Below are 25,765 nucleotides of genomic sequence, written 5' to 3'. Positions count from 1 at the left end.
CTTATGAGTATTCGGCTCCGAATTTCTTTATATATTTCCATCGTTCTTTTTACCGCATTCTCTTTGCTTGCGGCTTATAATTCCTATTCTTCTTACCAGAATCTAAGAGAAGAGGTGGAACAAAGTTCCGATGTTACCGCGGAAAGATGGACCTTTGAGATCATGGAGCAGCTGAATACTCTCATGGGTTTGATTCGTGGTCTTCGATTCCCTTTAATTTACGCTTCCCCTCCTAGAGAACAGGTGATCCAAACTCTTCGCGAGATCATGAAACGTAACGATGATTATTTCGGGATGTGGATTTGTTATGAACCAAATGCGTATGACGGCAAGGATGCTTTATATAAGAATAAGCTTGGACATGATGAATCAGGCCGTTTTATTCCATATTTAAATCGCGCTCGTGCCAAAGATATCGTGGATCTGGAACCTTTGCGAGATTATAATAATACGGATGGTACTGGAGATTTTTATCAGGTCACTAAAAAGACGGATAAACCTACGGTAGTCGGCCCTTATTCTTATACTGTCAGCGGCAAAGACATTCTGATGATCTCTCTTGTGGTTCCGATCAGCGTGCCTGATCATTTTTACGGCGCCGCAGGTATGGACATAGATCTAAAATATCTTCAGGAAAAGATCGGGAACAAAAAACCTTTTAGGAACAAAGGGCATATCGCTTTTATTTCTCCTGCCGGTTTGTATGCAATCAACGGGGAAAATCCTGAACTACTCGGCAAAAAAATTCCCGACGAAAATGAATTAAAACAATATTTAGAAAATGTAAAAGAAGGAAAAAGATTCGTATATGAGTCGGGTGGAAATACTGCCTATTATTTTCCATTCCATATAGGCAAAGATCCAAAGTTTTGGACTTTGATGGTAAGTATTCCAAATTCGGTATATTATGAAAGTATCGGAGATATCATTTTAAAAGCGGCTCTTTCTTCTTTTCTCATCTTGATCGTCGTATTACTTTCTTTAAATTTAATATTCGATCGATTGGTGAGCTCAGGTCTTTTGAAAGCGATCGGTTTCTCAGATGAGATCGCTAAGGGAAATCTGACTGTTAAGAACGATTATCTTGTAAAAGACGAGATAGGCACATTATTCATGTCTATGGATCAGATGAGGGAAAATCTCCTAAACGTGGTCAAGGAGATGAGATCCTCTTCCGAAAAATTGGGCTCTAAATCAGAAGAGATGGCTGTTTCTTCTAGAAACTTTGCAGATATCGCGCAGACACAAGCTTCTGCTGCAGAAGAATCTTCCGCGGCAGTAGAAGAACTCGCCGCCTCTGCTCAAAACGTGGGCAAGTCCATGGAAAAAGCAGTAGAGAATACCAAAGAGATAGATGGTAACTCTATGCGATTGAAAGAGCAAATCGTAAGTATTAACCAAGAGATGCAAGGCCTTGTTAATCTTGCCGTAGAATCCAAAAGACAGGCAGTAACAGGCGAGAACGCAATGTTTGCTTCCACGAATGCAATGGGGGAGATCGGAGAAAGTGCCTCTAGAATTACGGAAATCTTATCTATTATCACCGAAATTTCTGAAAAAACGAATCTTCTTGCATTAAACGCGGCAATAGAAGCAGCCAGGGCCGGAGAAGCCGGAAAAGGATTTGCTGTCGTTGCGGAAGAGATAGGTAAACTTGCCTCTCAAACGTCTAGCTCTGTACAGGAAATCGGAGAACTTGTAGAATCCACAAATGATGCAGTGATGAACGGTAACTCGAAAGTCGAAGAGGCTTCTCAAATATTAAAAAAATTGAAACAAAGTGTGAACGAGTTCGAGATCTCCGCGAATAAGGTTTTAGTCTCCGTGAAAGACCAAGAGGCCAATACCGGCAGGATCCAAACTAGTTCCAATACTTTAACTTCTTTCAGTATGCAGATCGAAGAAGCAGTTATCGAACAAAAAAATGCTACGAATGAGATCACTAAAACGATCATCAGTATTTCGGAAGGGACCCAGGAAATTGCGGGTGGCGCAGATGATCTTACTACGTTCTCTGGCGAGACCCAAATGTTAGCGGAACAACTTTCCAAACTGATCGAAAAGTTTAAAGTGGATTAAGGTTCCTGATCGGCTAGATCTAAAATTTCGGAATCCAAAAATAGAACCGAACTGGAATTCCATTGAAAAATGGTGCCGTCCAAGCTGCATTTTCCTTCAGACACTTTTTGTTTTAATTTAGAAAGTATCCTTTCTTTTTTGTCCGGAAAATAATCCAGAAAATCTTTTAGATCTACCGGAAGAAATATTCTAAAAACGGATATTAGGATTTCTTCAAATGTATCAGAAGGCTCGTAAGAGGAGGAATTTTTTCCTGTTCCGTTAATATAAGCGGAAGTATTTCTAGGGTTGGAATACCTGCCAGCAGGTAAAAATCCATGGGCACCCGGACCAATCCCTAAATAATATTCGTAGGTCCAATATTTCATATTATGCCTGGAAAAAAGTCCAGGCTTGGAATAATTAGAAACCTCGTATTGAACAAATCCTTTGGATTTTAAAAAATCAGGAAGATCATGTAGGATTTTTTCCTGAACTTCCTCAGCAGGTGGTGCCATCATTCCTGCGGAAACTTTTCTACTGTATTCCGTTCCTTTTTCCACAGTGAGAGCATAAATACTGATATGAGAAACTCCTGAGGCTAAAACTGAATTTGCATCCTCATAAAATTCTTTTTCTGATTGTCCTGGAACTCCGAACATCAGATCCGCACCGTAGTTTTTTATTTTAGAAGTTTGTAATGCTTCTAAAGTTCTGGAATAGGTTTCTGGATCGAAATATCTGTCTAAAAATTTCAGATTTTTGGGGAGAAAGGATTGTATTCCAACATGAACTCTGTTGATTCCAGCATCATAGAGTCCTTGCAGATATTCAGGAGTTACATCCTCAGGATTACATTCTAATGTGATTTCGGAATCGGGAGAAAAATTTAGATTGTCTTTTAAGAATTTTATAAAATCAGCATATCGTGCGTAGGAAGCCTTGGAAGGAGTTCCTCCGCCGAAAAATAAACTATCAAATATATGATCCTGATAGTTCGGAAAGTTTTTCAGTCTTAGTGAAACTTCTTCTTTATATTTGGAAAATAAATTTTCTTCTAAGGGAGAAGGTTCTAATCCTATCCCTTCCGAATAAAAATCGCAGTAACTACATTTATGAACGCAGAATGGGTAATGTACATAGATTCCCGGTCTATTTGTTTTTTGTATGACCGGGAGTCTTGTTTCCAAATTATTTAGTATTCTTACTTACCGAATCTTCTTCAATTTCTGTAGACGCGGAAGCTTTTTTGGGATTCGGCTTTAAGATCAGATCTACTAGAGGGATCTCATTTTTTCTGTCCAAGACGGAATATAATAAAGCCCTTTTGGATTCCAAAGTAGGCGAGAAGGAAAATAAGATTTTTAGATTTGCTGCATCCGGAAGATCCAAGAATGGAGTTCCGTAATGTAAACATACGATTTCAGCTTCCGGAAATTTTTGAGCAAGAGAAAGTGCCAGATCCAATTCAGTTTGAGTAAATGAATTTAAGACTGCACGTTTCGCTTCTTTCTTTTCTAACTTCTTGCGAAGGCCGGCAAGATCCGAATTGGTAATAGTGCGAGTTCTTAGATCGGAGACAAATTCTTCTCCTTTTAAATAGAATACGGTATTCTCAACGGATATTTGTTCGGGGAAGAATGTTTTAGGAAAGGAAACGATTGCCTTTCTGCTTACATCTCTATTTAGAGAATCTTGGTAATATTGTGAGAATAAATTTTCTCTATTTTTATCCTGTTCGATAAAATGATTTTTTAATACTTCCGGAAGTTCTTTCGGGAAAATAGAGTTAGCTTTTCCAGTTTTAGCCACTTCTCCAAACTCAGAAATGATCCCGTATTTTAATTTATAATAAATTTGTCTTTTGACTGCTTCTTTAAGAAGATCTTTTCCTTCTCGTACTAGAGTTCCTTTTTTGTAAGCCTTTAAGATCTGGTCTCTCATGGATTGAGTAGTCGGACCCCAGCTAGTCATTAAAATAATATCCGCACCTGCGATTAGAGCTAGTACTCCTGGATCTTCTTTTTGGTAATGTTCGTCTATTGCGTCCATTTCCATTGCATCAGTAATGATCAATCCTTGGTATTGGAATTCTTTACGAAGTAGATCTCCTAAAATTTTAGAAGAGAGTGTAGCAGGAAAATTCGGATCGATCTTAGGATATACGATATGGGCACTCATGATCGCATCCGCACCATTTTGGATTGCAGTTTGGAATGGAATGAGCTCGAAACTTTTCAATTCTTCCAATGTTTTTTCTATTTTAGGAAGTCCTAAATGGCTATCTACATTGGTGTCCCCATGACCTGGGAAATGTTTGATTACAGGAATGGAACCGCCGAGTCTTGCTCCTTCTTCATAGGAAACTCCCGCATTTAATACGGTTTCTAGATTACTTCCTAGAGATCTGGTATTGATAACCGGATTGAATGGATTATTGTTTATATCCATATCAGGAGCGAATAAAAAGTTTAATCCCAGTTTTCTCAATTGGTATGAAGTAACAAAGCCCACTTTTTTGGCCATGTCCTTGTCCTTGGTCTGGCCGAGTGCCATTGCTCCAGGGAATTGAGTTACTCCGTCTTTCACACGGATCACTCTTCCGCCTTCTTGGTCTACGGAGATAAGCAATGGTAATCCAGTATTTTCTAATGCACTTGTTTGTAGGTCTTTGTTCAAGGATTTGATCTCGGACTTGGAACCTAAGTTTCTTCCGAATAAGATAACTCCACCGGGTTTGATTGTCTCGATTTCTTTTTTAGCGATTGGATCTAAAACGGTTCCAGGGATGGCAACATGGATCACCTGACCAACTAATTCTTCCGGGCTGAGTTTGGAACTGATCTCCTCGGCTTGACGGAGCATTCCTTCTTGGATTTCCTGGGCTTGGAGTTCACTTCTGAATTGGCCCAACCAAAAAAATAAGAAGATTAAGAAAGCGGCAGAAATGCCTGCGACTAAAAACCGTTTGAACATACTTACTAGATCCCAATCGGTTGTGTATTCGTAAAGCAGAACTTAAAGCCCTAGTTTTTGGGACCTTGGCTGGATCTGATGGGTCGGATTGGAGATAGGAGAAAAAATGAGCCGTTTATCGTATTATAGATTTTTTAGTATTTTAATACTCTTCTCTTTGGTTGCTTCTTGCAATAAAGAAGGATCAGAACAAGAACAGCAGACTTCTCTTAAAATGGAAACAAAAACAAACGGTAAAAAAATCCTATTTTTCGGAGATAGTTTGACTGCGGGTTATGGGTTGAATGGGCCTGAAGAATCCTTTGTTCACCTAGCTGCCTTGGAACTTCAAAAAAAATATCCGGATCTGCAATATGTAAACGCAGGAGTGAGCGGAGATACGACATCCGGAGGACTTGCAAGACTGGACTGGGTATTGAATACAAAGTACGATGTATTCGTCCTGGAGCTCGGTGCAAACGATTCTTTAAGAGGACTGCCTACAAAGATGACGGAGGAAAATCTTACACGGATTATCCGAGAAGCCAGATCAAAATATCCTTCCATTAAAATTTTGTTAATCGGGATGAGAACACTTCCGAATATGGGACCTCAGTACGCGAAAGAATTTGCGGCTCTCTTTCCAAGGATCTCTAAAAAGGAAAAGACCGAGTTTATGCCATTCTTGCTGGAAGGAGTTGCCGGAGACAGAAGGTTAAACCAAGATGATGGGATCCATCCCACTGCAGAAGGTCATAAGATCCTTTCCAAACATCTAGTTCCTTATTTGAATAAACTATTGAAATAGTTCGAGCCTCCAATCATATAAAGTCCTATAAACTTCGTAAATGCTTGCTTTCTAATTTCAGATGGGAGATAACTCACCCGGGGACAGGAACAAGAAATGGTACGCCAACATTATAGATCATGCACTTTATGCGAAGCTATGTGCGGACTGAGACTAGAGATAGAGGACAATGTAGTAGTCGCAGTCAGAGGGGATAAAGAGGATAAGTTCAGTAGAGGCCATTTATGCGCCAAAGGACCTGAACTTAAAAATTTATATGAGGATCCGGACCGACTAAAATTTCCTTTAAAACGTACAGAAAACGGATGGGAGAAGGTAGACTGGGTCACAGCTCTCAGTGATATCGCTGCAAAACTTGTAGAGATCCAAAATAAATATGGAAATGATTCCATCGCAGTTTATAGCGGAAACCCGAGTGTTCATAATTACGGTTCTATGTTATTCGGCCAAAGGTTTATCGGACGTTTAAGAACTAAAAATAATTATTCTGCAACTTCTGTAGACCAACTTCCTCATCAATTACTTTCCTATTGGATGTTCGGCCATCAACTTCTGGTCCCGATTCCGGATATAGACAGGACAAATTTCTTTTTAATCTTAGGCGGAAATCCATTTGCATCTAACGGAAGTTTAATGACTGTTCCGGATGTAAAAAAGAGACTCAAAGAGATCCAAGAAAGAGGAGGAAAATACGTAGTTATAGATCCTAGAAAAACTGAAACTGCAGTGCACGCAGACGAACATCATTTTATTCTACCTGGGACCGATGCATTCTTCTTACTTTCCATTATAGATGTGTTATTTAAGAAAAAATTAACAAAGAAAAATTCTTTCATTAAGGAAGAAGATCTAGAAAAACTCAGATCGATCGCTGCAAAATATCCTGCCTCCGAAACTGAAAAGCTGACAGGTATTTCCACAGAAACTGTGGAACGGATTGCACTCGAATTTTCCAAAGCGAACGGTGCAGTATGTTATGGTCGTGTTGGAGTTTCTACACAGGCTTTCGGTGCACTTTGCCAATGGCTGATTAATTCTATCAATTGTATTACAGGAAATATGGACTCTGTAGGAGGTGCAATGTTCACACTCCCTGCGGTGGATATGATCGATCCTAAAGGAGTGATGAAAAGTTCTCCCGGAAGTTTTCATACCTACGGTTCTCGAGTCAGAGACTTACCTGAATTTAACGAAGAATTACCAGTTGCTGCACTTGCAGAAGAAATTTTGACCCCGGGACAAGGTCAAGTCAAGGCGCTCGTAACTTCTGCAGGAAATCCTGTACTTTCTACTCCAAATGGTTCTCAATTGGAGAAGGCAGTCTCGAATCTGGAATTTATGGTAAGCGTGGACTTTTATCTAAATGAGACTACAAAACACGCTCATTATATTCTTCCACCGAGCTCGGCTTTGGAACATGACCATTACGATTTGGTGTTTAATGTTTTTGCGGTACGAAATACTGTAAGATATAACCAACCTGCATTCGAACCGGAAGAAGGGATGTTGCATGATTGGGAAATTTTTTCGGATCTAACCAAAAGAATAGAGCTGTTAAAATCCGAAAAACCTTTACCTAAAGAATTGATCAAAACCAAGATCACTCCTTCTGCAATCATAGATCACGCTTTGAAGTCTGGCCCATACGGAGAAAAATCTGGATCTTCCGTCGGAATGAGTTTGGAACTTCTGAAAAACAGTCCTCATGGAGTGGACCTGGGAGCATTGAAACCTTGTTTTCCGGAAAGACTTTGGACAGAAGATAAGATGATAAGACTTACTCCGAAAGAAGTAGTTTCCGATCTGGATCGATTGGCCAAGTACGGACAAAAACTTCTCGCAGACAAAAAGGAAAACGGCTCTTTCTTGCTGATAGGAAGAAGACATTTACGAAATAATAATTCATGGATGCATAATCTTCCCAAACTGATGACCGGAAAAGATCGCTGCACGCTGATGATCCATCCGGAAGATGCAAATTTACTCGGAATCAAAGAAGAAGAGGAAGTTTTTGTAGAATCCAGAGTTGGTAAGATCGGACTACCTGCTGAAATTACAGAAGAAATGATGAGAGGTGTCGTAAGTATTCCTCACGGATTCGGACATGCTAAGGAAGGAGTTTCTTTACAAGTTGCTTCTAAATTTGCGGGATCCAGTATCAACGATCTGACTGATGATCAGGTTTTGGATGAACTATCCGGAAATGCGGCCTTTAGCGGCATTCCAGTGTTTTTAAGTAAAAGATCCGCTTAGGCCTGAAACAAATCCGCCCGGGAATTCGGGCGGTCTTAAAAATTAATTTTTGTCGTAAGCTTCCTGTAGTTTAGAAATATCTATCTTATGCATTTGTAACATTGCCTGCATAACTCTTTGCGCTTTTTCTTGGTTTTTATCATATAGATATTTCTCCAGGATTGGAGGAATGATCTGCCAAGATAGACCGAACTTATCTTTTACCCAACCACATGGTTGTTTAATTCCACCCGAGGCAAGTTTTTCATACAGATCATCTATTTCTTCTTGGGTTTCCGCACTGATATAAACTGAAAATGCCTCCGTAAATTGGAAATGAGGGCCTCCAGTGAAAGCCAAAAACTTCTGGCCTTCTATCACAAAACTGGCGGAAACCATTCCTCCCCCTAGTTTTGTGAGATTTTCTATTTTCATATTTTTGAATATACCAGAATAGAATTGAAGAGCTTCTTCCAAACCCTTATCGAACATTAAAAATGGAGTGGCCTTTTGCATATTCTTATCCTCTACGCTTTAGGTAAATGAATCCACCTAATAAAGACAAAGGAATAGAAATTACGATCAACCCGATAGAATACCAAGCCGGGCCTTGGTCTCCCATTTGTATATGACCCAAGGTGCTTGCGATTGTTCCTATCACACCTAATGTGATTACGTGCCCAATCGGATTATGAGGAGCAAGTTTTGCAGTAAAATATCCACCTAAAATTGCAAGAGCCAAACGGTAGGAGCTCGCAAGAAGGAATAAGCCATCGGACATTCTTTCTCCCATCGGAGGATAACAATTGGTAACATGTAATACTGCATCGATCGCTATTGCAGGTATAACGTTGATCAAAATTCCCGTAAAAACGGCTCCAATACTTTTTAAGATCGAAATAGTTTTTGCATTCATGATTATTTTTTTCCTTCTAAGGTAATAGTATTGAGTAAAGTTTCCAAACGATTATAACTTTGGGAAGCTCCCCCTTCCATCGGGGATTTAATAACTAGATCTCTTCCTTCTTTGGTTTCATAAAGAACATTGATAGTAACATATGTCCTGCCGGATTTTTCGACAAATGTTGTCGTGAGTAAAGCTTCGCCAGGATACCAAGGTTCATCGAAAGATTCGGTATGGACTAGTTTGTCTGGTCCGGAAATTTCCTTATAGGTTCCTCCTGCTCCCATTGTAGATCCGTCTTTTAGAAACATCCAAACATATCTATATTTTCCGCCGACTCTTAGATCTACTTCGCATACATCTAAGGTCCAGCCGTCAGGACCGTATAACCAACGTTTGATTAATTCAGGCTTTGTAAAACAGTCGAATACCAGATTTTTCTCGGCATCGAACTCCCGAGTCATTACTAGTTCTCTGTCTCCTTTCGCTTCTACCTTTAAGGTTCCAATAAAGCTCATTCTATTCTCCTTTTTTATTTTTACGTTTAGGGGAAGTTTGTTTAGAAAGTTTTAATTCTTCTATCAGTGAATCCAATTGATTGAATCTTCCTTCCCAGAACTTTCTATAATTTTCCAACCATTCGGTGGCTTCTGCCAAAGGTTTAGCTTCTATTTTGCGTAATCTTTTTTGTGCGTCTTTGATCCCGGAGATGAGTCCCGCTCTTTCCAAAACTTTTAGATGTTTAGAAATTGCTGGTTGGCTCATGGAGAACGGTTTAGCCAGATCCATTACGGAAACCTCTCCGTTGGCTAAACGTGCCAGGATCGCCCTTCTGGTTGGGTCTGAGAGGGCGGCAAAAGTCGCATCTAATCGATTCGAATGACTAAGTGCATGATTCATATTTTATATAACCATATGGTTATATATTCAAAATAAGCAAGTACTTTTTTAGGAAATTATTTTCGAAATCGTTTGTAGTTAAGAATGTGACGGAAGAGGAACTATGGAGCAGATTGAAGTTCATATATTGGCATTTAACGAAGTGGAAGTTTTGGATCTTTCCGGTCCTTACGAGGTGTTTTCCATTACAGAGAATGAGAATAAGGAGAAATTATTCAAAGTTTCCATAGTTGCGGAGAAGAAGGAACTCCTATATGCAAGGAACCGTTTTCCTGTATTTCCTCATCTGACTTTGGAAGAGGCAGGCGTGCCGGATATTTTAGTGATCCCCGGAGGATACGGAGCAGAAGAAATCGAAATCCATAATAAAAAATTACTGGGATGGATCAAGGAAATGGAGCCTAAGGTAAAGATCTTAGCTTCTATTTGCACAGGCGCATTTTTATTAGCAGAGGCTGGTATTCTGGATGGACTGGAAGTCACCACTCATTGGATGGACCAAGATACTCTTCGTAAAAATTATCCTAAGATTAAAAAAGTAGCCAATGAAAAATTTATAGACCATGGACATATTTTGACTTCTGGCGGAGTTTCCAGAGGGATTTTGATGTCCTTATATCTGGTGGAAAAATTAGTGGGAAAGAAGATTTCAGAATTTACAGCAAGAAGAATGGAATTTGATTCGTACCTTCCATCTTAAAGCAAAGGTAATGTATAAGTATGAGTCCCGGGATCTTATTTTTAAAGAATCTCTTCTAAGGCCAAAATTTTTCTTCCACCTTGTAGAGAATATGCAGTAAGCCCTGCTTCTTTGAGAATTTTTACCGCCTTTTTGGATCGTATTCCTGATTCACAAATTGTAATATAGATCTTTTCTTTAGAAAAACCGAATGCGGTATCTAAAGAAAGTTCAGAAAGTGGAGAGAAGATCGAATTTTCGATCGGACTTTCTTTTCTCTCTTCCGATTCTCTTACATCTAACAAAATATATTTCGGGTCCTTCTTCCATTCTTTCCAATAAGAAAGATCGATTTCGTCTTGAAATGTCAGTTCTTCTCTTTTGCCGGAACCACATTCAGTACAATTCGGATCCGCTTTCAGAAATGTTTCATACAATAATGGGGACTCCCATTCTAATTGGAATGTAGAATGAGTGGGGGATTTTTCCGGAAAAAGTAAGTATTGAATAGCGAAGGATGCCTGGTATAATCCTGCAATCGCAGTCTGGACTCCTAAAACTCCTCCGTCTTCGCAGGAAAGAAGTTCGGATCCTTCTAAATTTGGATACAAACATTTATAACAAGGTTTTCCTTGAGGAGAGAAGATCGCTACTTGTGCGCTTGTCCTAAAAACGGAAGCAGTGACTAAAGGTCTTTGGGTTTGGATGCAGAATCGATTGATCGTATATTTAGCCTGGATCTGGTCTGTACAATCCAGAATAATATCCCAATTTTCGAATATACTCGGATCGATCTTTTCTGAAAAAATTTCAGTGAATGTCTCTATTTGGATGCCCGGGACCCGAGCTTGTATATATTCCTTGGTTGTATCCGTTTTTTTCTTACCGATATCGGAAAGAGTGAATGCGGTTTGTCTATGTAGATTACTCAGTTCTACAGTATCAAAATCCCAAAGACCTAGTTTTCCCACACCGGCTGTTGCTAAATGCAAAGAAGCAGGGGAGCCTAGACCTCCGAGACCGATTACCAATGCTGATTTTTGGAGAAGTGCCTTTTGACCGGATTCTCCTAAAAATGGCAATTTAGTTTGTCTGGAAAAATACTTCTTCTGTTCCGGACTCATCTAAGGAAAGGATCTTATATTTTCGCAGGTCCGACAAGACTTTTTAATTGGCTTTCATAAGTGTCCGGGTATGGTAAGCTTGGACATCGTGGACGCCTACGGTCGAAAATTCGAGGTACTTAGAGTGAGTGTTACATCCTCTTGCGGATTCGGCTGCGTGTACTGCGCTCCTGGTACAGCCTTAAATGGAGAAGGTGCGCATGGTTCTTTTTTAAGCGCGGAACTTCTTCGTAAAAACATTCTTCTTCTTTCTCGTAAAATTTTACTTAAAGAGATCCATTTGACCGGTGGAGAGCCGACTCTTCATAAAGATCTTCCAAAATTGGTCCAAGTCGCAAAAGAGGAGAAGATCCCGAACATCGCACTTACCTCTAATGGATTTTTTAGAGACGGTCTTATCCGAGATCTAAAACTTGCAGGTCTAGACAGAATGAATTTTTCCTTGGATTCACTTTCCCAGGAATCCTTCTCTTTGATCTCAGGCAAAAATCTTCCGGTAATTCGTTTATTAAATAGGATAGAAGAAGCAATCGGAGAAGGATTGGAAGTAAAACTGAATTGTACTGTATTAAAAGGTTATAATGAAGAACAGATCCGTCCTATTCTCCGCTGGGCAGGTGAAAGAAATCTTCCGATCCGGTACTTGGAACTTATGAAGATGGGACCTCTTAGGGCAAAACATTCCGAGTTATTTTTCTCCGCAGCAAAGATCAAAGAGGAACTTGGCCAAGAATTCGATTTTGAATCGGAGAATACTCCTATCGAGTCCACTGCAAAATATTATCGCACTTCTGAAAATTATAGATTCGGGATCATCGCAAATCATACGGAACCATTTTGTGACGGTTGTAATCGACTGAGAATGGACCATTTGGGAAAAATTTACGGTTGTTTGAGCGATTTCCGTTCTTTTCCGGTTTCGGAAAATGAATCCGAGTTAGAACATTCCTTAGATCAGGCAATGAAAACCAAAAAAAACGAGTTTACCGGAAGTGAACTCTCAATGAAATACATAGGCGGATAGATGGATATTCAACTTTTGTTTTTTGCCGCAGTCAAAGATCATTTTCCGGATCTTAAAAAAATAGAAGTCTCTGAAGGAGATTCTATTTTACATCTACGTAATATTCTTACTCATACGAATCCAGGTTCTGAATCCATTTTGAAAGTCAGCAGATTTGCAGTGAACCAAACTATCGTAGGTGATAATTTTGTTCTGAGGGAAGGTTCGGTAGTCGCAGTACTTCCTCCTTCCAGTGGCGGTTGATATGTCCGTATTAGAAACGTATTCTCATATTTCCTCTTCTCCTATTTTTGTTTCTTCCCAGATGCCTGATATTCCTGAGATAGGAGGTTTTGTTGTATTTTCTGGGATTGTACGAAATCTAAACGAGGGGAAGAAGGTCACTCACTTAGAATATGAGGCGTATGCTCCTATGGCAAACGAGATGATTTCGAGTATTCTTGCTGACGCTCGCAAAAAATGGGACCTTCTTCATGCAAACTGCATACATAGAATCGGAAAACTGGAAATATCAGAGATCGCGGTTATAGTCGAAACCGGATCCATGCATAGGGCAGAGGCTTACGAGTCCAATCGTTATATCATAGATAGGGTAAAACACGAGGTTCCGATCTGGAAAAAGGAATTTTATAGTGACGGTTCTTCCCAGTGGTCGAAGGGCTGCGTACATGAGAGCCATTGATACGGTAGGGATCGTACTTGCAGGTGGAAAAAGTTCCAGAATGGGAAGGGATAAATCCTTCTTATCCTTAAAAAGCCAAAAGTTCTTTCTATTAGAATCTTATAAAAAACTAAAATTCTTATGCAAAAATGTACGTGTTTCCATTCGAGAAGAGCAAAGAGAAGAATATTCTAAACATATAGAAAATGAATACCTGATATCTGACTCTATCTCAAATCTGCAAGGTCCTCTTCAGGGGATTTTTAGTTCTTTTCTTCTTTTCCAAGACGATCCTAATATTCGAAACTTTTTGGTTTTAGCCGTTGATATTCCCTACATGAGGATCAAAACCTTAGCTAGGTTATATTCTAAAAAAGAAATGGTCGGTTCGGGGATTTTTTACCGAACCGAAGAAGGAATTGAACCGTTATGCGGTCTTTATTCTTCCGAGTATCTCAGGTTTTTATTCCAAGAATTCGAAAAAGGGGCCTTAAATTCCTTTTCTCCTAAAGTTCTGATCGAAAGGGGAAATCCTTACCTTTTGGAAGTTTCGGAAGATGAAAAATTTTCATTTATTAACCTGAATTCTCCAGAGGATCTGAGGGCTCCAAAGTCCTAAGTTTCAGGTCAAAAACCGATTTACATGGGCCCTGAGAGAGAAATCATGGTTCTACCAACCATGCGGGAATAGCTCAGTGGTAGAGCACCTCCTTGCCAAGGAGGGGGTCGCGGGTTCGAATCCCGTTTCCCGCTTACAGAAGTCCTCCGCCTTCTGTCTTCTGAGACCATGGAATTCAAGACAAAAAAAAATCAAAACGCATCCGTAGACCTTAAGTTAACCTTTGATAAGAACGATCTGGAAAAGGCGTTCGAAAAGACTTATAAAGAAAAACAAAAGGATCTCAAAATCCCGGGCTTCCGTCCCGGCAAGGCACCGATCGAAATGGTAAAACGCCATTTGGGAGACTCGGTAGCAAACGACGCAATCAATCTTCTACTATTAGAGACCGTCAGCGAACTTGCAGGAAAACTGGAACACAAGATTGTCCGTTTCCCTAAATTTACAGTCGAGGACTATGTTCCCGAAAAAAGTTTAGTGGCAACTGCGGTCTATGATACTGATCCGGAAGTTTCCTTAGGGAAATACAAAAAGATCAAGATTAAACTTCCTGAAGTACAGGTGACCGACGAGGATATCACCGAAGAACTTCAGTTCGTTCGTAAACAACTTGCCAGAAAACTTCTTAGAGAACCAGTCGAAGGAGCCGAGAACGGCGATATCGTAGATATGGAATTCGAAGTGAAGGAAGAAGGGCAGGAGCCTAAGAACGCTAAAAACGGTTCAAGCGATTATAAATTAGGAGAACCGAATAATCTTCCTGGTTTCGACGATAATCTGTTCGGGATCAAGACCGGAGAAACTAAGAACTTCTTCTATACGTATCCAAGCGATTATCCTAGAGAAGATCTGGCCGGCAAGAAGATGGAATTCGCCATGACCTTAAAGGCGATTTATAAAGAAGTTCTTCCTGAATTGGACGATGATCTTGCCAGCGAATACGATGGTTCTTCTTCTTTACAAGTTTTGAAAGATAAGGTCAAAACCGATCTACAAAAGAATTATACCGAAGCGGTAAAATCCAAGAAGATGGAAGAGATCTATAAGGAACTGGTTGCAGATTCCAAGTTTATTTTCCCTGACTCTTATCTTACCGAAGAATCAGAGCATGTGTATCAGAATATGATGCAAGATGTTTTAGGAAGGGGCCAGGCCAGAATTCCTAAAGAACAGATCCCAAGTATCGAAAAATACGCAGAAATGGTAGGAAAACCTTTAGAAGAAGTACGGGATTCCTTTAAAACCATAGCCGAAAATAGACTGAAAGGGTATTTCTCCAGACAGAAACTCGCTTCCACCGAAAATATTGTTTTGACGGACGAGGATTTCGACCGGGAAATCTCTACCCTTGCCTCAAGATACGGTATGCCAGACGCCGATTTTAAAAAAGAATTGGAAAAAGGTAAACTTCTGGAATCTTACCGGGACAATTTTTTAGCAAAAAAGATAGACGATACCCTCTTCCAGCTTGTAGAAAAGAAATACAACGAGAAGATGAGTATCCGTCAGCTAAAGGAATTCCTTTCTAATAAGGAAACTGGAGAAGTATGGCAATAATTCCTACAGTTATAGAGCAAACCGGTCGCGGAGAAATGCGGTATGACGTATTTTCCCGCCTCTTAAAGGACAGAATTATCTTTCTAGGTGACGCAATTTCTGACGATTACGCGAACGTAATCATCGCCCAACTACTGTTCCTGGACGCGGAAAATCCGGACAGAGACATCTATTTATATCTAAATTCCCCGGGCGGATATGTATCTTCCGGGCTTGCCATTTATGATACTATGCAGTATATTAAGGCCGACGTTCGTACACTTTGTATTGGTCAGGCTTCTTCTATGGCGGCACTTCTTCTGGCAGGCGGGGCAAAGGGCAAAAGATCAGCTCTTCCTCATTCTAGGATCATGATGCACCAACCCACAGGCGGAGCAACAGGCCAGGCTTCCGATATCGCTATCCAAGCGAAGGAAGTTCTGAAACTGAAACAAGTGCTGAACGGGTTGTACTCTAAACATACGGGCAAAACAATCGAAGAAGTTCAAAAAGATACCGAAAGGGATCTTTACATGACTCCGGAAGAAGCCCAAAAATACGGGATCATTGATTCCGTAATTTCTATAGAGCGTCAAAAGAACTGATAGGGGGATCCCGTGGCAAAAAAACCGACCGGAACCAATAATAAACAAAAATTATTTTGTTCGTTCTGCGGAAAGGAACAAGACTCCGTAAAACGACTGGTTGCTGGTCCAGGTGTTTATATTTGCGACGAGTGTATCTCTCTCTGTAATGAGATCATTGCAGAAGAACCTGAGCAGGAAAAAGAACGCACAGAACTTTTGGGAGAAGTCCCTAATCCTGCCGCTATCAAAGCGATCCTAGACCAATACGTAATCGGACAAGACCATGCTAAAAAAGCTTTGTCCGTTGCGGTTTATAATCACTACAAAAGAATTTATCTCAAAGACAAAAAAGCAGATATCGAATTAGAAAAATCGAATATTCTTCTGATAGGACCTACAGGTTCCGGAAAAACTTTATTAGCTCAAACACTTGCAAAGATTATTAAAGTTCCGTTTGCGATCGTAGACGCAACCGCGCTCACCGAGGCCGGATACGTAGGGGAGGATGTGGAAAATATCATCCTCAAATTGATCCAGAATGCGGACAATGATATCAAAAAGGCCGAGATCGGGATCATCTACATAGACGAAGTAGATAAGATCGCTCGCAAATCGGACAGCGCATCCATCACAAGAGACGTGAGCGGAGAAGGTGTACAACAAGCTCTTTTAAAAATTATAGAAGGAACCGTTGCAAACGTTCCTCCTCAGGGTGGAAGAAAACATCCTCACCAAGAATATCTGCAAGTAGATACGAAAAATATTCTATTCATTCTAGGTGGAGCATTCGTTGACCTGGATAATATCATCAAAACCAGAACCGGTGTAAAAACGATCGGATTCGGCAGCGACGAAAAAGACGGCAAGATCTTAAGAGATGAGAGCAAAGGTGAGATTCTAGCTCGAGTAATCCCAGAAGACTTGATGAAATTCGGATTGATCCCTGAATTTATAGGTCGTATGCCTGTGATCGCAACTCTACAAGATTTGAGTGTAGAAATGCTCAAACGTATTTTCAGAGAGCCTAAAAATGCAATTTTACGCCAATACACTAAGATCCTAGAAATGGAAAATGTAAAACTTTCTTTCGAAGAAGGTGCGATTGACAAAATCGCTCAGCTTGCTATCGAAAGAGAGTCCGGTGCCAGAGGACTACGTGCTATCGTAGAAAATCTGATGCTGGATCTGATGTATGAAATTCCTTCTCGCAAAGACGTAGAAGAAGTGATTATTACAGAAGATGCGGTCAGTGGAACCAAACCTCCAAAATTAGTTCTGAAAAAAGAACCAAAAATCGCTTAAAAGACACTTAACTTCACTACTATTTTGAGGGATTCTCCGGATATTTGTCCGGTTTGTCCCCATAGGGATATCTTCTATAATTAAAATTCCATACTCTCGTATATATAATCATTGCTCATAACGTGTCTATTTTTATGTTTGAAAAATCCGTCATTACAGAGTCACTTCATGCAATTTATGGCATGTTGGATGAATGCTTGATGGAAATAATTCAGGCTAAACAAGAATTCGAAAATGTGCCTATTTTTGCGTTCTTTTATATCACAGACAGGAGACTATGAAAAAAGCAAGTTTACTATTACTATTATTGTGGGCATTTAGCTCATGTACTTATGCGTTAAAAGTCCAGAATATAAACGATTATTATGCTAGCTATTCTGCAGGCGTAAAAAAACACCGCATCGGAATTCAAGTACAAGCTAGGAATCAGATAGAAGAAAAACACATCGAGGAAGTCGTAATCGCACTTCGCGCGACCGGTAATTTCGAAATATTATTCCCATATAATCCGGCAACAAAAGCGGATTTAATAATAGAAGTTTCCCCGATTGTAAAATACGACGGTTCAATTGCGAACTACTTCATTAGCTGGCCGGGTGTATATATCTTTATGCCAGGTTGGAATGGTTATAAGTATTATGCAAATTTAGATACCAATTACAGTATCAAAAAATCGAATAATCAGGTATTAAAACAAGGAGTCATTCCAGTTAACTATAAGATTAACCAATCGGATATAGGTAGAACCTGGGTAGAAGGAGTAGACTGGCTCTTAACATTAGGAGTAACCTCCTTAATCGCAGGCTTTTTCTATACTTCTTTTGATGATGATATCCAAGGTGATCTATTTAGAAACTATGGCCAAGCTTACGGCAAATTTATAGCTAATAAATTGAGCCAAGAAATCATCGCTGTAGAACAGCATTAAAATGTATAGGGGATTAGGAGATTTAATCCTAATTCTTTTATAATTTGATCAGAATTCTTTGCACATAGATTTTTTTATGAGCAAAGAATTCTATAAATCTTTTCCTCTAGTTTTCAGTACCCTTTAATTCAAACTAGCGATATCTATCACAAATCTGTAACGCACATCGCTTTTAACGACTCTTTCATAAGCCTCATTTACTTTTTGGATCGGGATCAATTCAATATCGCTGGTGATATTATGCTTTCCGCAAAAATCCAACATCTCTTGGGTTTCTGCGATTCCACCGATTAGAGAGCCGGCAAGACTTTTACGACCGGCAATCAGAGAGAATGCTCCGATTGGCACTTGCTCATCCGGAACACCTACAACTACCATAGAACCATCTATTCTCAATAAACTGAGATAAGCGTTCCAGTCCATAGGCATAGAAACGGTATTGATGATCAGATCAAAACGTCCTCTTAACTTGGCGAATGTGCTTTTTTCTGAAGTAGCATAAAAATGATCTGCGCCTAAACGTTTTGCATCTGCTTCCTTTTTATTGGATTGGCTGAGTACAGTAACTTCTGCACCTAATGCGTGAGCGATCTTAACACCCATATGGCCAAGTCCACCAAGACCGATGATCGCTACTTTTTTACCTGGGCCTGCTTTCCAATGAGCAAGAGGTGAATATAAAGTAATCCCGGCGCAAAGTAGGGGAGCCGCTGCATCGAGAGGAAGATTATCAGGAATTCTTAATACATAGTTCTGATCCACTACGATCTTATTAGAATATCCGCCATACGTTGGAGTCTTTCTATCCTGTTCTCTTCCATTATAAGTGGCGCTCATTCCTGTTTCGCAGAATTGTTCCAAACCTGCTTTGCATTGTTCGCATTCTCTGCAAGAGTCTACGAAACATCCGACTCCTACCTTATCACCTACTTTAAACTTTGTAACTTTTGCGCCGACTTTCGATACAACACCTGTTATCTCATGTCCTGGGACCATGGGGAAAATGGATCCTCCCCATTCGTCTCTTGCTTGGTGTATATCCGAATGACAAATACCACAGTATTGAATATCGATGACTACATCTTCGTCTTTAGCGTCTCTTCTATCAAATTGAAAAGGTGCCAAAGGAGCCTTTGAAACGGCGGCAGCATAACCTTTTGATGGGATCATTTTGTTCCTCGTTTTGGATTAAATATTGTATGAACTTCAAGTGGAAGGAAATTCGGAAATTTTCAGTCTGAAAATTTCCCTAGTTAGACAAGAAAGGATACGCTTTGTTTTATATTTTTAGATCTATTCTGAAAAATGAATATTAGTCTGTGGTCGATCGCAAGGTTCACATAGAGATCACGAAGTTTACTTTGAGCCACGGAGCGGTTTTCACACAGAGACACGGGAGTCACAGAGAGTTTTCAAATTTTAAAGTCTATTTTAGCCGAGATTTATAATCTCAGAGGCTTTGTGCCTCTGTGTGACAAAAACACTGTATCTCTTTTTTCCTTTGTGTCTTTAATCCCTGACTCTGCCAACGGTCAAAATAGCCGCCTTAGAAAGTCCCTTTTTGCCCGATTCCATTTCTAAAAATCTACCGAAGTCCAAAGTGAGTTCTCTGGAGTTCTTATATTCTCTTCCCGAACTCCAGTTTTGGAGTTGGATGAGAAGTGGGGCTACACCAGCGGAGCTTGTTAGTTCAGTCAGTCTATCGCTTAGGAATACTAAATATTCTCCAGGTCTGACTTTTATCTTTTTAACATCCCTTGTAGTACTTCTAAAATCATAAAATACTTGTTTAGAGATCGGTAATGTGGTCGTTTTACCGCTCTGGTGGACGAGAGCAGGAAGTTTTTGGAACTGTAAAATACCGGCTTCTCCGTTCCTGGTCTCTAAATAGAAAAGTGTTAGGTTTAGATAAGAGATCGGCGTGGATCTGAGTGCACGATCCATTTTATAGAGTAGATCTTCTCCTCTTAAGCCGGTGGTTTCTTGAGCGAGAGAGATCATACCTTCTAATCTTGCCTTAAGAGAAGACTCAATTGCTCCATGGTTCGGGAAACCTGCTAATACTCCAAAACAGCCGTCAGCGGTGGGAATGATATTTGCATAATCTGAATCCCCACTGTCGCTAGAGCGAGGAAATACGGTAATGTCCAGATTTTTGATCTTATGAAGCCTAATCTTATGGAAAAATTTCTGGATCTGGTCGGAGAGCTCTCTTTCCTTTTTGTTTAAGGATTCCTGGGAAACGGTTTCTTCTTTGGTCTTTTTCTGATAAAGAGCGATCCGGAAATGTCTAGCAAGTTCACCTAATTCGTCTTCTCTTTCAATTTCTCCCGAATCCTCATACACATCTTGCGTCCAGTTCTGTAAAAGTTGGGAAATAGATTTGAGAGATTTAAAACTTAAATTTAAAAGATAATAGGTGAGTATTCCAAGTATAACAGAAAAGAAAAGTCCGACACTTAGGCGGATCCAAACGAATGCTCTTAATTCTTTTCTGATCTCTTCTCCAAAAAGAAAATCATCTAAAAGTAGATAAGATAAAAATAATACGAAAGAAGCAGTAAAAGAAGCGAATGCTAATTTATGCTTGGACTGGATATTCGGAAACAACTCATTTCCTCTCTATGATTGCGATGAGCACCAACGAAATCGCAAACAAGACAAGTAGTGGAACGAATAACATCAACATGGAGATTACGTCCGGTCCAGGGGACAAGACTGCCGCTGCAAATGCGATTCCTATGAATGCTTCTCTCCAATGTTTGAGTAAAAAAGAAAGTTTTAATATTCCAACGGCCGCGAGTAAAACCATGATCACCGGAAGCTGGAAAGACAATCCGAAGATCAGATGCATATTAAAGAATACATCATAGTACTCGTCTATCGGGAGCCTAGTTTCTATATCTAAAGGGCGAACAGTGACTAAAAATATTTTCAGGAAACTTTCAAATGCTTGGGCCCAGCATAACCAGACTCCCAGCCAAAATAGAACAGTCGAGAATGCGATAAGTGCTTTTCCGAGCCTGGCAGCCCTTGGTTCTAATGCAGGAGAAACAAATCCCCATAAAAACGCTAATGCGAAAGGAAAGGTGATCAGGATAGAAACCATAAATCCTGTTCTTAGATAAACCATGAAAGGAGCCATGAGTTTGATTTGGTAGAATGTCGCGGATTCTCCCAAAATATTCTTGTATGGTTTAATGACTATCTTATGTAGTTCTTCTCCGAAATACAAAGCTGCCACGAAAAAAACTGTAAATACCAGAATGGAACGTATCAGAACGGAACGAAGTTCCTCTAAATGTTCCCCCAAAGTCATAAACTTTTCTCTGTCATGAGGAAGACTTTCCTCAGATGCGGAGATGGAAGGTTGCTTGGTTTCGCTACTTGAAAGGCTCTTTTTTTTAGAAGGCATATCGAAAGGTTGGAATTAACATAAGGTTTCGCACAGAGTTCACGGAGAACACAGAGGTTAAAATACGGAGAACTTTCTCCTAAAACTATCTCAGCGAACTTTGTGTTCTCAGTGCGAAATCGTGTTATTAAGCGGATTTTTTGGATTTTTTAGGGGAAGAAGTCGGAGCCGTCGGTTTAGTTTCAGGTTCCTGGATTTTAGCGGATTCAGATTCGGAATCTCCAGAAAGAGACTTGCGGAATTGGCGGATTCCGTCTCCTAAATCCTTAGCTAAAGAGGGAAGTCGCTTGCCCCCGAAAAGCAGGAGAGCTAAACCTAGTATGAAAAAGATTTCCCAAGGGCCTAAATTTAAAAATGCGAGTGGTGCGTACATATACTATCTCCTTAGTTAGGATTTTGCCTCTGTAATATATGTCAAATAGTTAGTAGGAACAAGCCGATAATTCTATTGGGACTTCGGTTCAGATAGAACGGCAAACGGACGAGTTTATGAGAATAGAATCCAGCCCCTTAGATTCCATCTCCGTTCCGCTTCCAGTTCGAGAACCTGGTGGAGAGGAAGAAAAAGAAGAAGATCGGAAAAAAGCGGAGAATACTCCCAATTCCGATTATATGTACGCCCTTTCTGTCGGAAGTCTGATAAATGTGCAGGTATAATTAGAATGGCTCTTACTAAGGAACAGAAGCAAGAATTTCAGGAGAAACTGGCGGATTTTCGCGCATTTTTAGAAGATTTGAAGAAGGAAGGAAATCTTCTAAAAGCCCAATCCAGAAAAGATCCTAAAATGGAAGCTTACTTCAATGTGGCTCTTTCCTTAAATTCTATCAAAAACATAAATACCTGCCTTCTTATCAATGAGATCTCCGTAGCGATCTTGGATCTGAAATCGGATACCTACCTCAATCAAGGGAGGAAAGAAATTTATAGCGCGATCTCCTTTATGGAGAAAGTAGTAGGAACCGACTTTGAGTCTGGTCTGGGGGAAAATAAGGACCTTCTCGCTAAAATCCTGGAATTTAATCCTCTCCAAAGACTGAATTACGTAAAGGGACTTCGGACCTGTACTTCGAATACGATCGAGGCATTTGGCTCTAACTCCAAATGGAAATGGAGTTTTCCTGAGATACATTTTAAAATCGCCATACTTAGTAAGAATCTTTTTGACTTTCGGGCTTTTGAGAAGGAAAGAGACTTAGAGAATCCGTTTTATTACCCAAGACAGGAACACTATAATTTAATCCTGGAACTTTGTAACTTTGCCGCTCAGGAGTATCGGGCCAAATTCGATTTGTCCACCCAGGACGCCGGGGATCTGAAGAAATCCATATCCCTTTTGGAGGTAAACCGTAAAATCCTCCAAACCACAGGCGAAACGGAGGACCTGGGAAAGACAAAAACCCTGATAGAATCCCTAAAAGAAAAGGTAGAAGCGATAGAAGCCGAGAAGGAAAAGAAGAAAAAGAAGAAATAGACCCGTCCAATTTGTTATAAAGAGTGGGAAAAAAACAGGAGAAAATCTAACTCATGGCATTGACCGAAATAAACGATTCAACTTTCAGTTCCGAGATCAACGGGGGCATGGTTCTAGTAGATTGCTGGGCCGAATGGTGCGGTCCTTGTAGAATGGTTTCCCCGGTTCTGGAAGAGCTTTCGTCCGAGATGAATGATATCTTAAAAATTAAAAAATTAAACGTAGACGACAACCAGGACACAGCGCAAAAATTAAATATCCAGTCTTTGCCGACCCTTCTACTTTTTAAAGACGGACAATTGGTGGATAAGATCATAGGAGCACTTCCTAAGGCGCAAATCAAAAGTTTCATCGAAAGACATAAATAAAAATTCGATCTCGACTGCGGCGGAATTTTCCATGCTAAAAGAACAAACCAGGGGATATATAGAACTTCCTAGAGGGGGGTATCTAGTCGAAACAAGCGAGGGCTTCTTTCAGATCGGCTCTCCTCCCGAGACCATCAAAGACACGATGGCTGAAAAAAAGACGCCCCTGGTATTTATACTTCCTAATAAATTTTTCCATGTAGAAAAGGGGATAAGCACTGCAGAGCTTGAATTCCCTATTTATTTTAACTTCTTTCTAAGACAAAAAAAGACCACGATCATTTGTACGGCTGAACAAAAAGATCAGCTCATTACAGTACTTAAAGAATCATTAATGGGTCCGGAAGAGATCAATCTGGAATCGGAATATCTAGATGGCGCGGAATCTTTCGGTTTCCCTGATATGAAAGCGGAGATGGCTTATTTCAGAGGATACAAAGGACTAGACGACGTAGTCGACTTCCAAGTATTCGATCGGGATAATATGGTCAACCTAGGAAAGGTTTTGATCCGTAAACTTCCTTCCGGTGATTTTAGAATTACCGACGGAACAAAAGAGACGGAGATTCCTGGAGAAGTTGGATTCAATATTAAATATGAAATCGGTCATAGATTAAAAGAACCATTCCAAGCTCCTTTGCTCGGAATTACTTGTCTTGGACCTTCTCATGGATTCGATCCTGAAGATAATACTTCCGGATTTATTATCTGGTTGAATCACCAAGGTATCATGGTGGATCCACCTGTGAATTCTACAGAGTGGCTTCGCATGTCCAATGTGAATCCTAAACTGATCAACCATGTGATTCTCACTCACTGTCATGCAGATCATGACGCAGGTACCTTCCAAAAAATTATGGAAGAAACCAAAATCACAATACACGCAACAGCAACAGTGATGGAAAGTTTTATCCGTAAATATTCTGCTCTTACTAAGATCCCGCGTAAGGAATTACTCGAACTTTTCAATTTCCAACAAATCATCATAGGAAGACCTGCGATGATTAACGGTGGAGAATTCAATTTTCATTATGCATTACATTCTATTCCTTCCGTAGGATTCGAGTTTTTTTTCCAAGACCAATCCTTTGTGTATACTTCGGATCACTTAAATGAGCCGGATGTTCACGATAAGATGTACGAGAAGGGAGTTCTTCCTGAATCTCGTTGGAAATTTTTGAAGGAATTCCCTTGGGACAGACGGATTATCTATCATGAAGCTGGAATTCCTCCTCTTCATACTAGAGTCAGTTATTTAGCAAGTTTAGCTCCTGAGATCCAGGAAAAGATCACAGTCTATCATATCGCAAGAACGGATATGCCTGCAGGGACCAAACTAAAACTGGCTCGTTTCGGGATTGAGAACACCGTTTATCCGGAAATCACTCCACCGAAACATATGGAGGCTTATAACCTTCTCGATATCTTAAGCCAAATAGATATATTTAGCGGTTTCCCAATTGAAAAGGCGAAGGAATTCCTACTGATCGTCCGCGAAGAAAAGTATAAACGTGGAGACCAGATCATCAAAAAGGGAACTCCAGGTGATAAATTTTATATCATCGCTTCCGGAAACGTAAAGTTCGAAGGACTCCTAGGAGATTCCGATATAGCGCCCATTAAACGATACGGGCAGTATGAATATTTCGGAGAAGCTTCTTTAGTTTTGGATCTTCCTAGAGCTGCGGATGTTTTTGCAGAAACAGATGTAGTAGCTCTTACAATAGAAAAGAACAAGTTCCTACAGTTTATCAGAAATACAGACCTAAGACAAAACTTAATTCGACTGAACAGCATTCGTGATAGTAACTCTTGGAAAACACTGTTAGATTCACGTCATTTTAAAGGACTTACAAGCCATCAGGTCACTCAATTAGAGATGATCATGAGACTTTCCAAGGTGAACAAAGGTTCAGTGCTTATCACGGAAAAAGCGTTTTACCACGAAGCGTATATCATTCGTCATGGAAAAGTAAGCGTATATCAACACGGCAAAAAATTGGCCGAGTTGACCGACGGGGATTTCGTGGGAGAGATCTACTCGATATCTAAAAAGCTGGCATCTAATTACACGTTCCAAGCAGAATCAGAAACGGAATTGTTCTCTATTTCTCAGAACGAACTCATCCAGTACATTAAACGGAATCCCGGCGTTTACATGAGAATGAATACCGTCTACTGACACGGGGGATA

27 protein-coding genes and 1 tRNA gene are annotated in these 25,765 nt (G+C 40.1%); 17 read left to right on the top strand and 11 right to left on the bottom strand.

Going from position 1 to position 25,765, the window contains the following annotated elements; genetic code table 11:
- Nucleotides 1-3: 3 nt before the first annotated feature.
- Entirely contained in the window at nucleotides 4-2,079 is a 2,076-nt protein-coding gene (locus tag CH365_RS15420; RefSeq protein ID WP_100769455.1) for a methyl-accepting chemotaxis protein, read from the top strand.
- Here the strand turns inward: CH365_RS15420 and hemW are convergent.
- Both hemW and CH365_RS15410 read right to left on the bottom strand, forming a co-directional pair.
- Nucleotides 2,076-3,248 (bottom strand): radical SAM family heme chaperone HemW, encoded by a 1,173-nt coding sequence (hemW, locus tag CH365_RS15415; protein ID WP_100769454.1) that lies wholly within the window; start codon nucleotides 3,246-3,248, stop codon nucleotides 2,076-2,078. The two genes, CH365_RS15420 and hemW, sit on opposite strands and share 4 nt — an antisense overlap.
- Nucleotide 3,249: 1 nt before the next feature.
- Nucleotides 3,250-5,034: a glycoside hydrolase family 3 protein gene (locus CH365_RS15410; protein WP_100769453.1), complete on the bottom strand. Its 1,785-nt coding sequence runs from the start codon at nucleotides 5,032-5,034 to the stop codon at nucleotides 3,250-3,252.
- A gap of 106 nt (nucleotides 5,035-5,140) precedes the next feature.
- On the opposite strand from CH365_RS15410, the gene CH365_RS15405 reads away from it, so the two are divergent.
- Entirely contained in the window at nucleotides 5,141-5,821 is a 681-nt protein-coding gene (locus tag CH365_RS15405; protein ID WP_100769452.1) for an arylesterase, read from the top strand.
- Nucleotides 5,822-5,959: 138 nt separating this feature from the next.
- Nucleotides 5,960-8,074 (top strand): molybdopterin-dependent oxidoreductase, encoded by a 2,115-nt coding sequence (locus tag CH365_RS15400; RefSeq protein ID WP_425268563.1) that lies wholly within the window; start codon nucleotides 5,960-5,962, stop codon nucleotides 8,072-8,074.
- A gap of 42 nt (nucleotides 8,075-8,116) precedes the next feature.
- Here CH365_RS15400 and CH365_RS15395 read toward each other — a convergent pair whose 3' ends face one another.
- From CH365_RS15395 to CH365_RS15380, 4 genes are read right to left on the bottom strand one after another with little or no spacing between them, the layout of a single operon-like run.
- Nucleotides 8,117-8,569: a VOC family protein gene (locus tag CH365_RS15395; protein ID WP_100769450.1), complete on the bottom strand. Its 453-nt coding sequence runs from the start codon at nucleotides 8,567-8,569 to the stop codon at nucleotides 8,117-8,119.
- A gap of 4 nt (nucleotides 8,570-8,573) precedes the next feature.
- The gene (locus CH365_RS15390) at nucleotides 8,574-8,969 is read right to left on the bottom strand and encodes a hypothetical protein (RefSeq protein WP_100769449.1); all 396 of its coding nucleotides are present in this window, start codon (nucleotides 8,967-8,969) and stop codon (nucleotides 8,574-8,576) included.
- A 2-nt stretch (nucleotides 8,970-8,971) separates the two neighbouring features.
- Complete coding sequence (locus CH365_RS15385) at nucleotides 8,972-9,475, bottom strand: SRPBCC family protein (protein ID WP_100769448.1); 504 nt, start codon at nucleotides 9,473-9,475, stop codon at nucleotides 8,972-8,974.
- Nucleotide 9,476: 1 nt separating this feature from the next.
- Nucleotides 9,477-9,857, bottom strand: a complete 381-nt coding sequence (locus tag CH365_RS15380; RefSeq protein ID WP_100769447.1) for an ArsR/SmtB family transcription factor — start codon at nucleotides 9,855-9,857, stop codon at nucleotides 9,477-9,479.
- Between the two features lie 103 nt (nucleotides 9,858-9,960).
- Here CH365_RS15380 and CH365_RS15375 point away from each other — a divergent pair, with 103 nt between their 5' ends.
- Nucleotides 9,961-10,557, top strand: a complete 597-nt coding sequence (locus CH365_RS15375; RefSeq protein WP_100769446.1) for a DJ-1/PfpI family protein — start codon at nucleotides 9,961-9,963, stop codon at nucleotides 10,555-10,557.
- Nucleotides 10,558-10,598: 41 nt separating this feature from the next.
- Here CH365_RS15375 and CH365_RS15370 read toward each other — a convergent pair whose 3' ends face one another.
- On the bottom strand, nucleotides 10,599-11,660 hold the full coding sequence (locus tag CH365_RS15370; protein ID WP_100769445.1) for a HesA/MoeB/ThiF family protein: 1,062 nt from the start codon (nucleotides 11,658-11,660) through the stop codon (nucleotides 10,599-10,601).
- A 79-nt stretch (nucleotides 11,661-11,739) separates the two neighbouring features.
- Here CH365_RS15370 and CH365_RS15365 point away from each other — a divergent pair, with 79 nt between their 5' ends.
- The 9 genes from CH365_RS15365 (at nucleotide 11,740) to CH365_RS15325 (ending at nucleotide 18,317) form a co-directional block, all read left to right on the top strand.
- Nucleotides 11,740-12,684, top strand: a complete 945-nt coding sequence (locus CH365_RS15365; RefSeq protein WP_100769521.1) for a radical SAM protein — start codon at nucleotides 11,740-11,742, stop codon at nucleotides 12,682-12,684.
- Entirely contained in the window at nucleotides 12,685-12,927 is a 243-nt protein-coding gene (locus CH365_RS15360; RefSeq protein ID WP_100769444.1) for a MoaD/ThiS family protein, read from the top strand.
- A 1-nt stretch (nucleotide 12,928) separates the two neighbouring features.
- Nucleotides 12,929-13,366 carry a molybdenum cofactor biosynthesis protein MoaE gene (locus CH365_RS15355; RefSeq protein ID WP_100769443.1) on the top strand — a complete coding sequence of 146 codons (438 nt, stop codon included), beginning with the start codon at nucleotides 12,929-12,931 and terminating at the stop codon, nucleotides 13,364-13,366.
- Entirely contained in the window at nucleotides 13,353-13,964 is a 612-nt protein-coding gene (locus CH365_RS15350; protein ID WP_100769442.1) for a molybdenum cofactor guanylyltransferase, read from the top strand. The genes CH365_RS15355 and CH365_RS15350 overlap by 14 nt, the downstream gene beginning before the upstream one ends.
- A gap of 62 nt (nucleotides 13,965-14,026) precedes the next feature.
- Nucleotides 14,027-14,098 (top strand) — tRNA-Gly (locus CH365_RS15345).
- 34 nt (nucleotides 14,099-14,132) lie between these two features.
- Nucleotides 14,133-15,521, top strand: a complete 1,389-nt coding sequence (gene tig / locus CH365_RS15340; protein WP_100769441.1) for a trigger factor — start codon at nucleotides 14,133-14,135, stop codon at nucleotides 15,519-15,521.
- A complete protein-coding gene (gene clpP / locus CH365_RS15335; protein WP_100769440.1) occupies nucleotides 15,512-16,105 on the top strand; it encodes an ATP-dependent Clp endopeptidase proteolytic subunit ClpP in 594 nt (197 codons plus the stop codon). The genes tig and clpP overlap by 10 nt, the downstream gene beginning before the upstream one ends.
- A gap of 12 nt (nucleotides 16,106-16,117) precedes the next feature.
- Complete coding sequence (gene clpX / locus CH365_RS15330) at nucleotides 16,118-17,389, top strand: ATP-dependent Clp protease ATP-binding subunit ClpX (protein ID WP_100769439.1); 1,272 nt, start codon at nucleotides 16,118-16,120, stop codon at nucleotides 17,387-17,389.
- A 277-nt stretch (nucleotides 17,390-17,666) separates the two neighbouring features.
- Nucleotides 17,667-18,317 (top strand): hypothetical protein, encoded by a 651-nt coding sequence (locus CH365_RS15325; RefSeq protein ID WP_100769438.1) that lies wholly within the window; start codon nucleotides 17,667-17,669, stop codon nucleotides 18,315-18,317.
- 123 nt (nucleotides 18,318-18,440) lie between these two features.
- Here CH365_RS15325 and CH365_RS15320 read toward each other — a convergent pair whose 3' ends face one another.
- The 4 genes from CH365_RS15320 to CH365_RS15305 form a co-directional block, all read right to left on the bottom strand.
- A complete protein-coding gene (locus tag CH365_RS15320) occupies nucleotides 18,441-19,487 on the bottom strand; it encodes an NAD(P)-dependent alcohol dehydrogenase (protein WP_100769437.1) in 1,047 nt (348 codons plus the stop codon).
- A gap of 339 nt (nucleotides 19,488-19,826) precedes the next feature.
- The gene (rktP, locus tag CH365_RS15315; protein WP_100769436.1) at nucleotides 19,827-20,927 is read right to left on the bottom strand and encodes an Arg-Lys translocation region protein phosphatase RktP; all 1,101 of its coding nucleotides are present in this window, start codon (nucleotides 20,925-20,927) and stop codon (nucleotides 19,827-19,829) included.
- Between the two features lies 1 nt (nucleotide 20,928).
- Nucleotides 20,929-21,732 (bottom strand): twin-arginine translocase subunit TatC, encoded by an 804-nt coding sequence (gene tatC / locus CH365_RS15310; RefSeq protein WP_100769435.1) that lies wholly within the window; start codon nucleotides 21,730-21,732, stop codon nucleotides 20,929-20,931.
- Nucleotides 21,733-21,859: 127 nt separating this feature from the next.
- Nucleotides 21,860-22,105: a Sec-independent protein translocase subunit TatA/TatB gene (locus CH365_RS15305; RefSeq protein ID WP_100769434.1), complete on the bottom strand. Its 246-nt coding sequence runs from the start codon at nucleotides 22,103-22,105 to the stop codon at nucleotides 21,860-21,862.
- 116 nt (nucleotides 22,106-22,221) lie between these two features.
- Here CH365_RS15305 and CH365_RS20025 point away from each other — a divergent pair, with 116 nt between their 5' ends.
- Genes CH365_RS20025 through CH365_RS15290 form a run of 4 tightly spaced genes read left to right on the top strand, consistent with a single transcriptional unit; the run spans nucleotide 22,222 to nucleotide 25,754 of the window.
- The gene (locus CH365_RS20025) at nucleotides 22,222-22,389 is read left to right on the top strand and encodes a hypothetical protein (RefSeq protein ID WP_165782619.1); all 168 of its coding nucleotides are present in this window, start codon (nucleotides 22,222-22,224) and stop codon (nucleotides 22,387-22,389) included.
- A gap of 5 nt (nucleotides 22,390-22,394) precedes the next feature.
- Nucleotides 22,395-23,204 (top strand): hypothetical protein, encoded by an 810-nt coding sequence (locus tag CH365_RS15300; protein WP_100769433.1) that lies wholly within the window; start codon nucleotides 22,395-22,397, stop codon nucleotides 23,202-23,204.
- Nucleotides 23,205-23,257: 53 nt separating this feature from the next.
- Nucleotides 23,258-23,572 carry a thioredoxin gene (trxA, locus tag CH365_RS15295; protein ID WP_008592903.1) on the top strand — a complete coding sequence of 105 codons (315 nt, stop codon included), beginning with the start codon at nucleotides 23,258-23,260 and terminating at the stop codon, nucleotides 23,570-23,572.
- Between the two features lie 31 nt (nucleotides 23,573-23,603).
- Nucleotides 23,604-25,754 carry a cAMP/cGMP-dependent 3',5'-cyclic-AMP/GMP phosphodiesterase gene (locus CH365_RS15290; protein WP_100769432.1) on the top strand — a complete coding sequence of 717 codons (2,151 nt, stop codon included), beginning with the start codon at nucleotides 23,604-23,606 and terminating at the stop codon, nucleotides 25,752-25,754.
- The last annotated feature ends 11 nt before the right edge of the window (nucleotides 25,755-25,765 follow it).

Source organism: Leptospira neocaledonica (assembly GCF_002812205.1).
Taxonomy (GTDB): domain Bacteria; phylum Spirochaetota; class Leptospiria; order Leptospirales; family Leptospiraceae; genus Leptospira_B; species Leptospira_B neocaledonica.
Note: the sequence above shows the minus strand (reverse complement) of the source record. Positions and strands in the feature narration are given on the sequence as shown.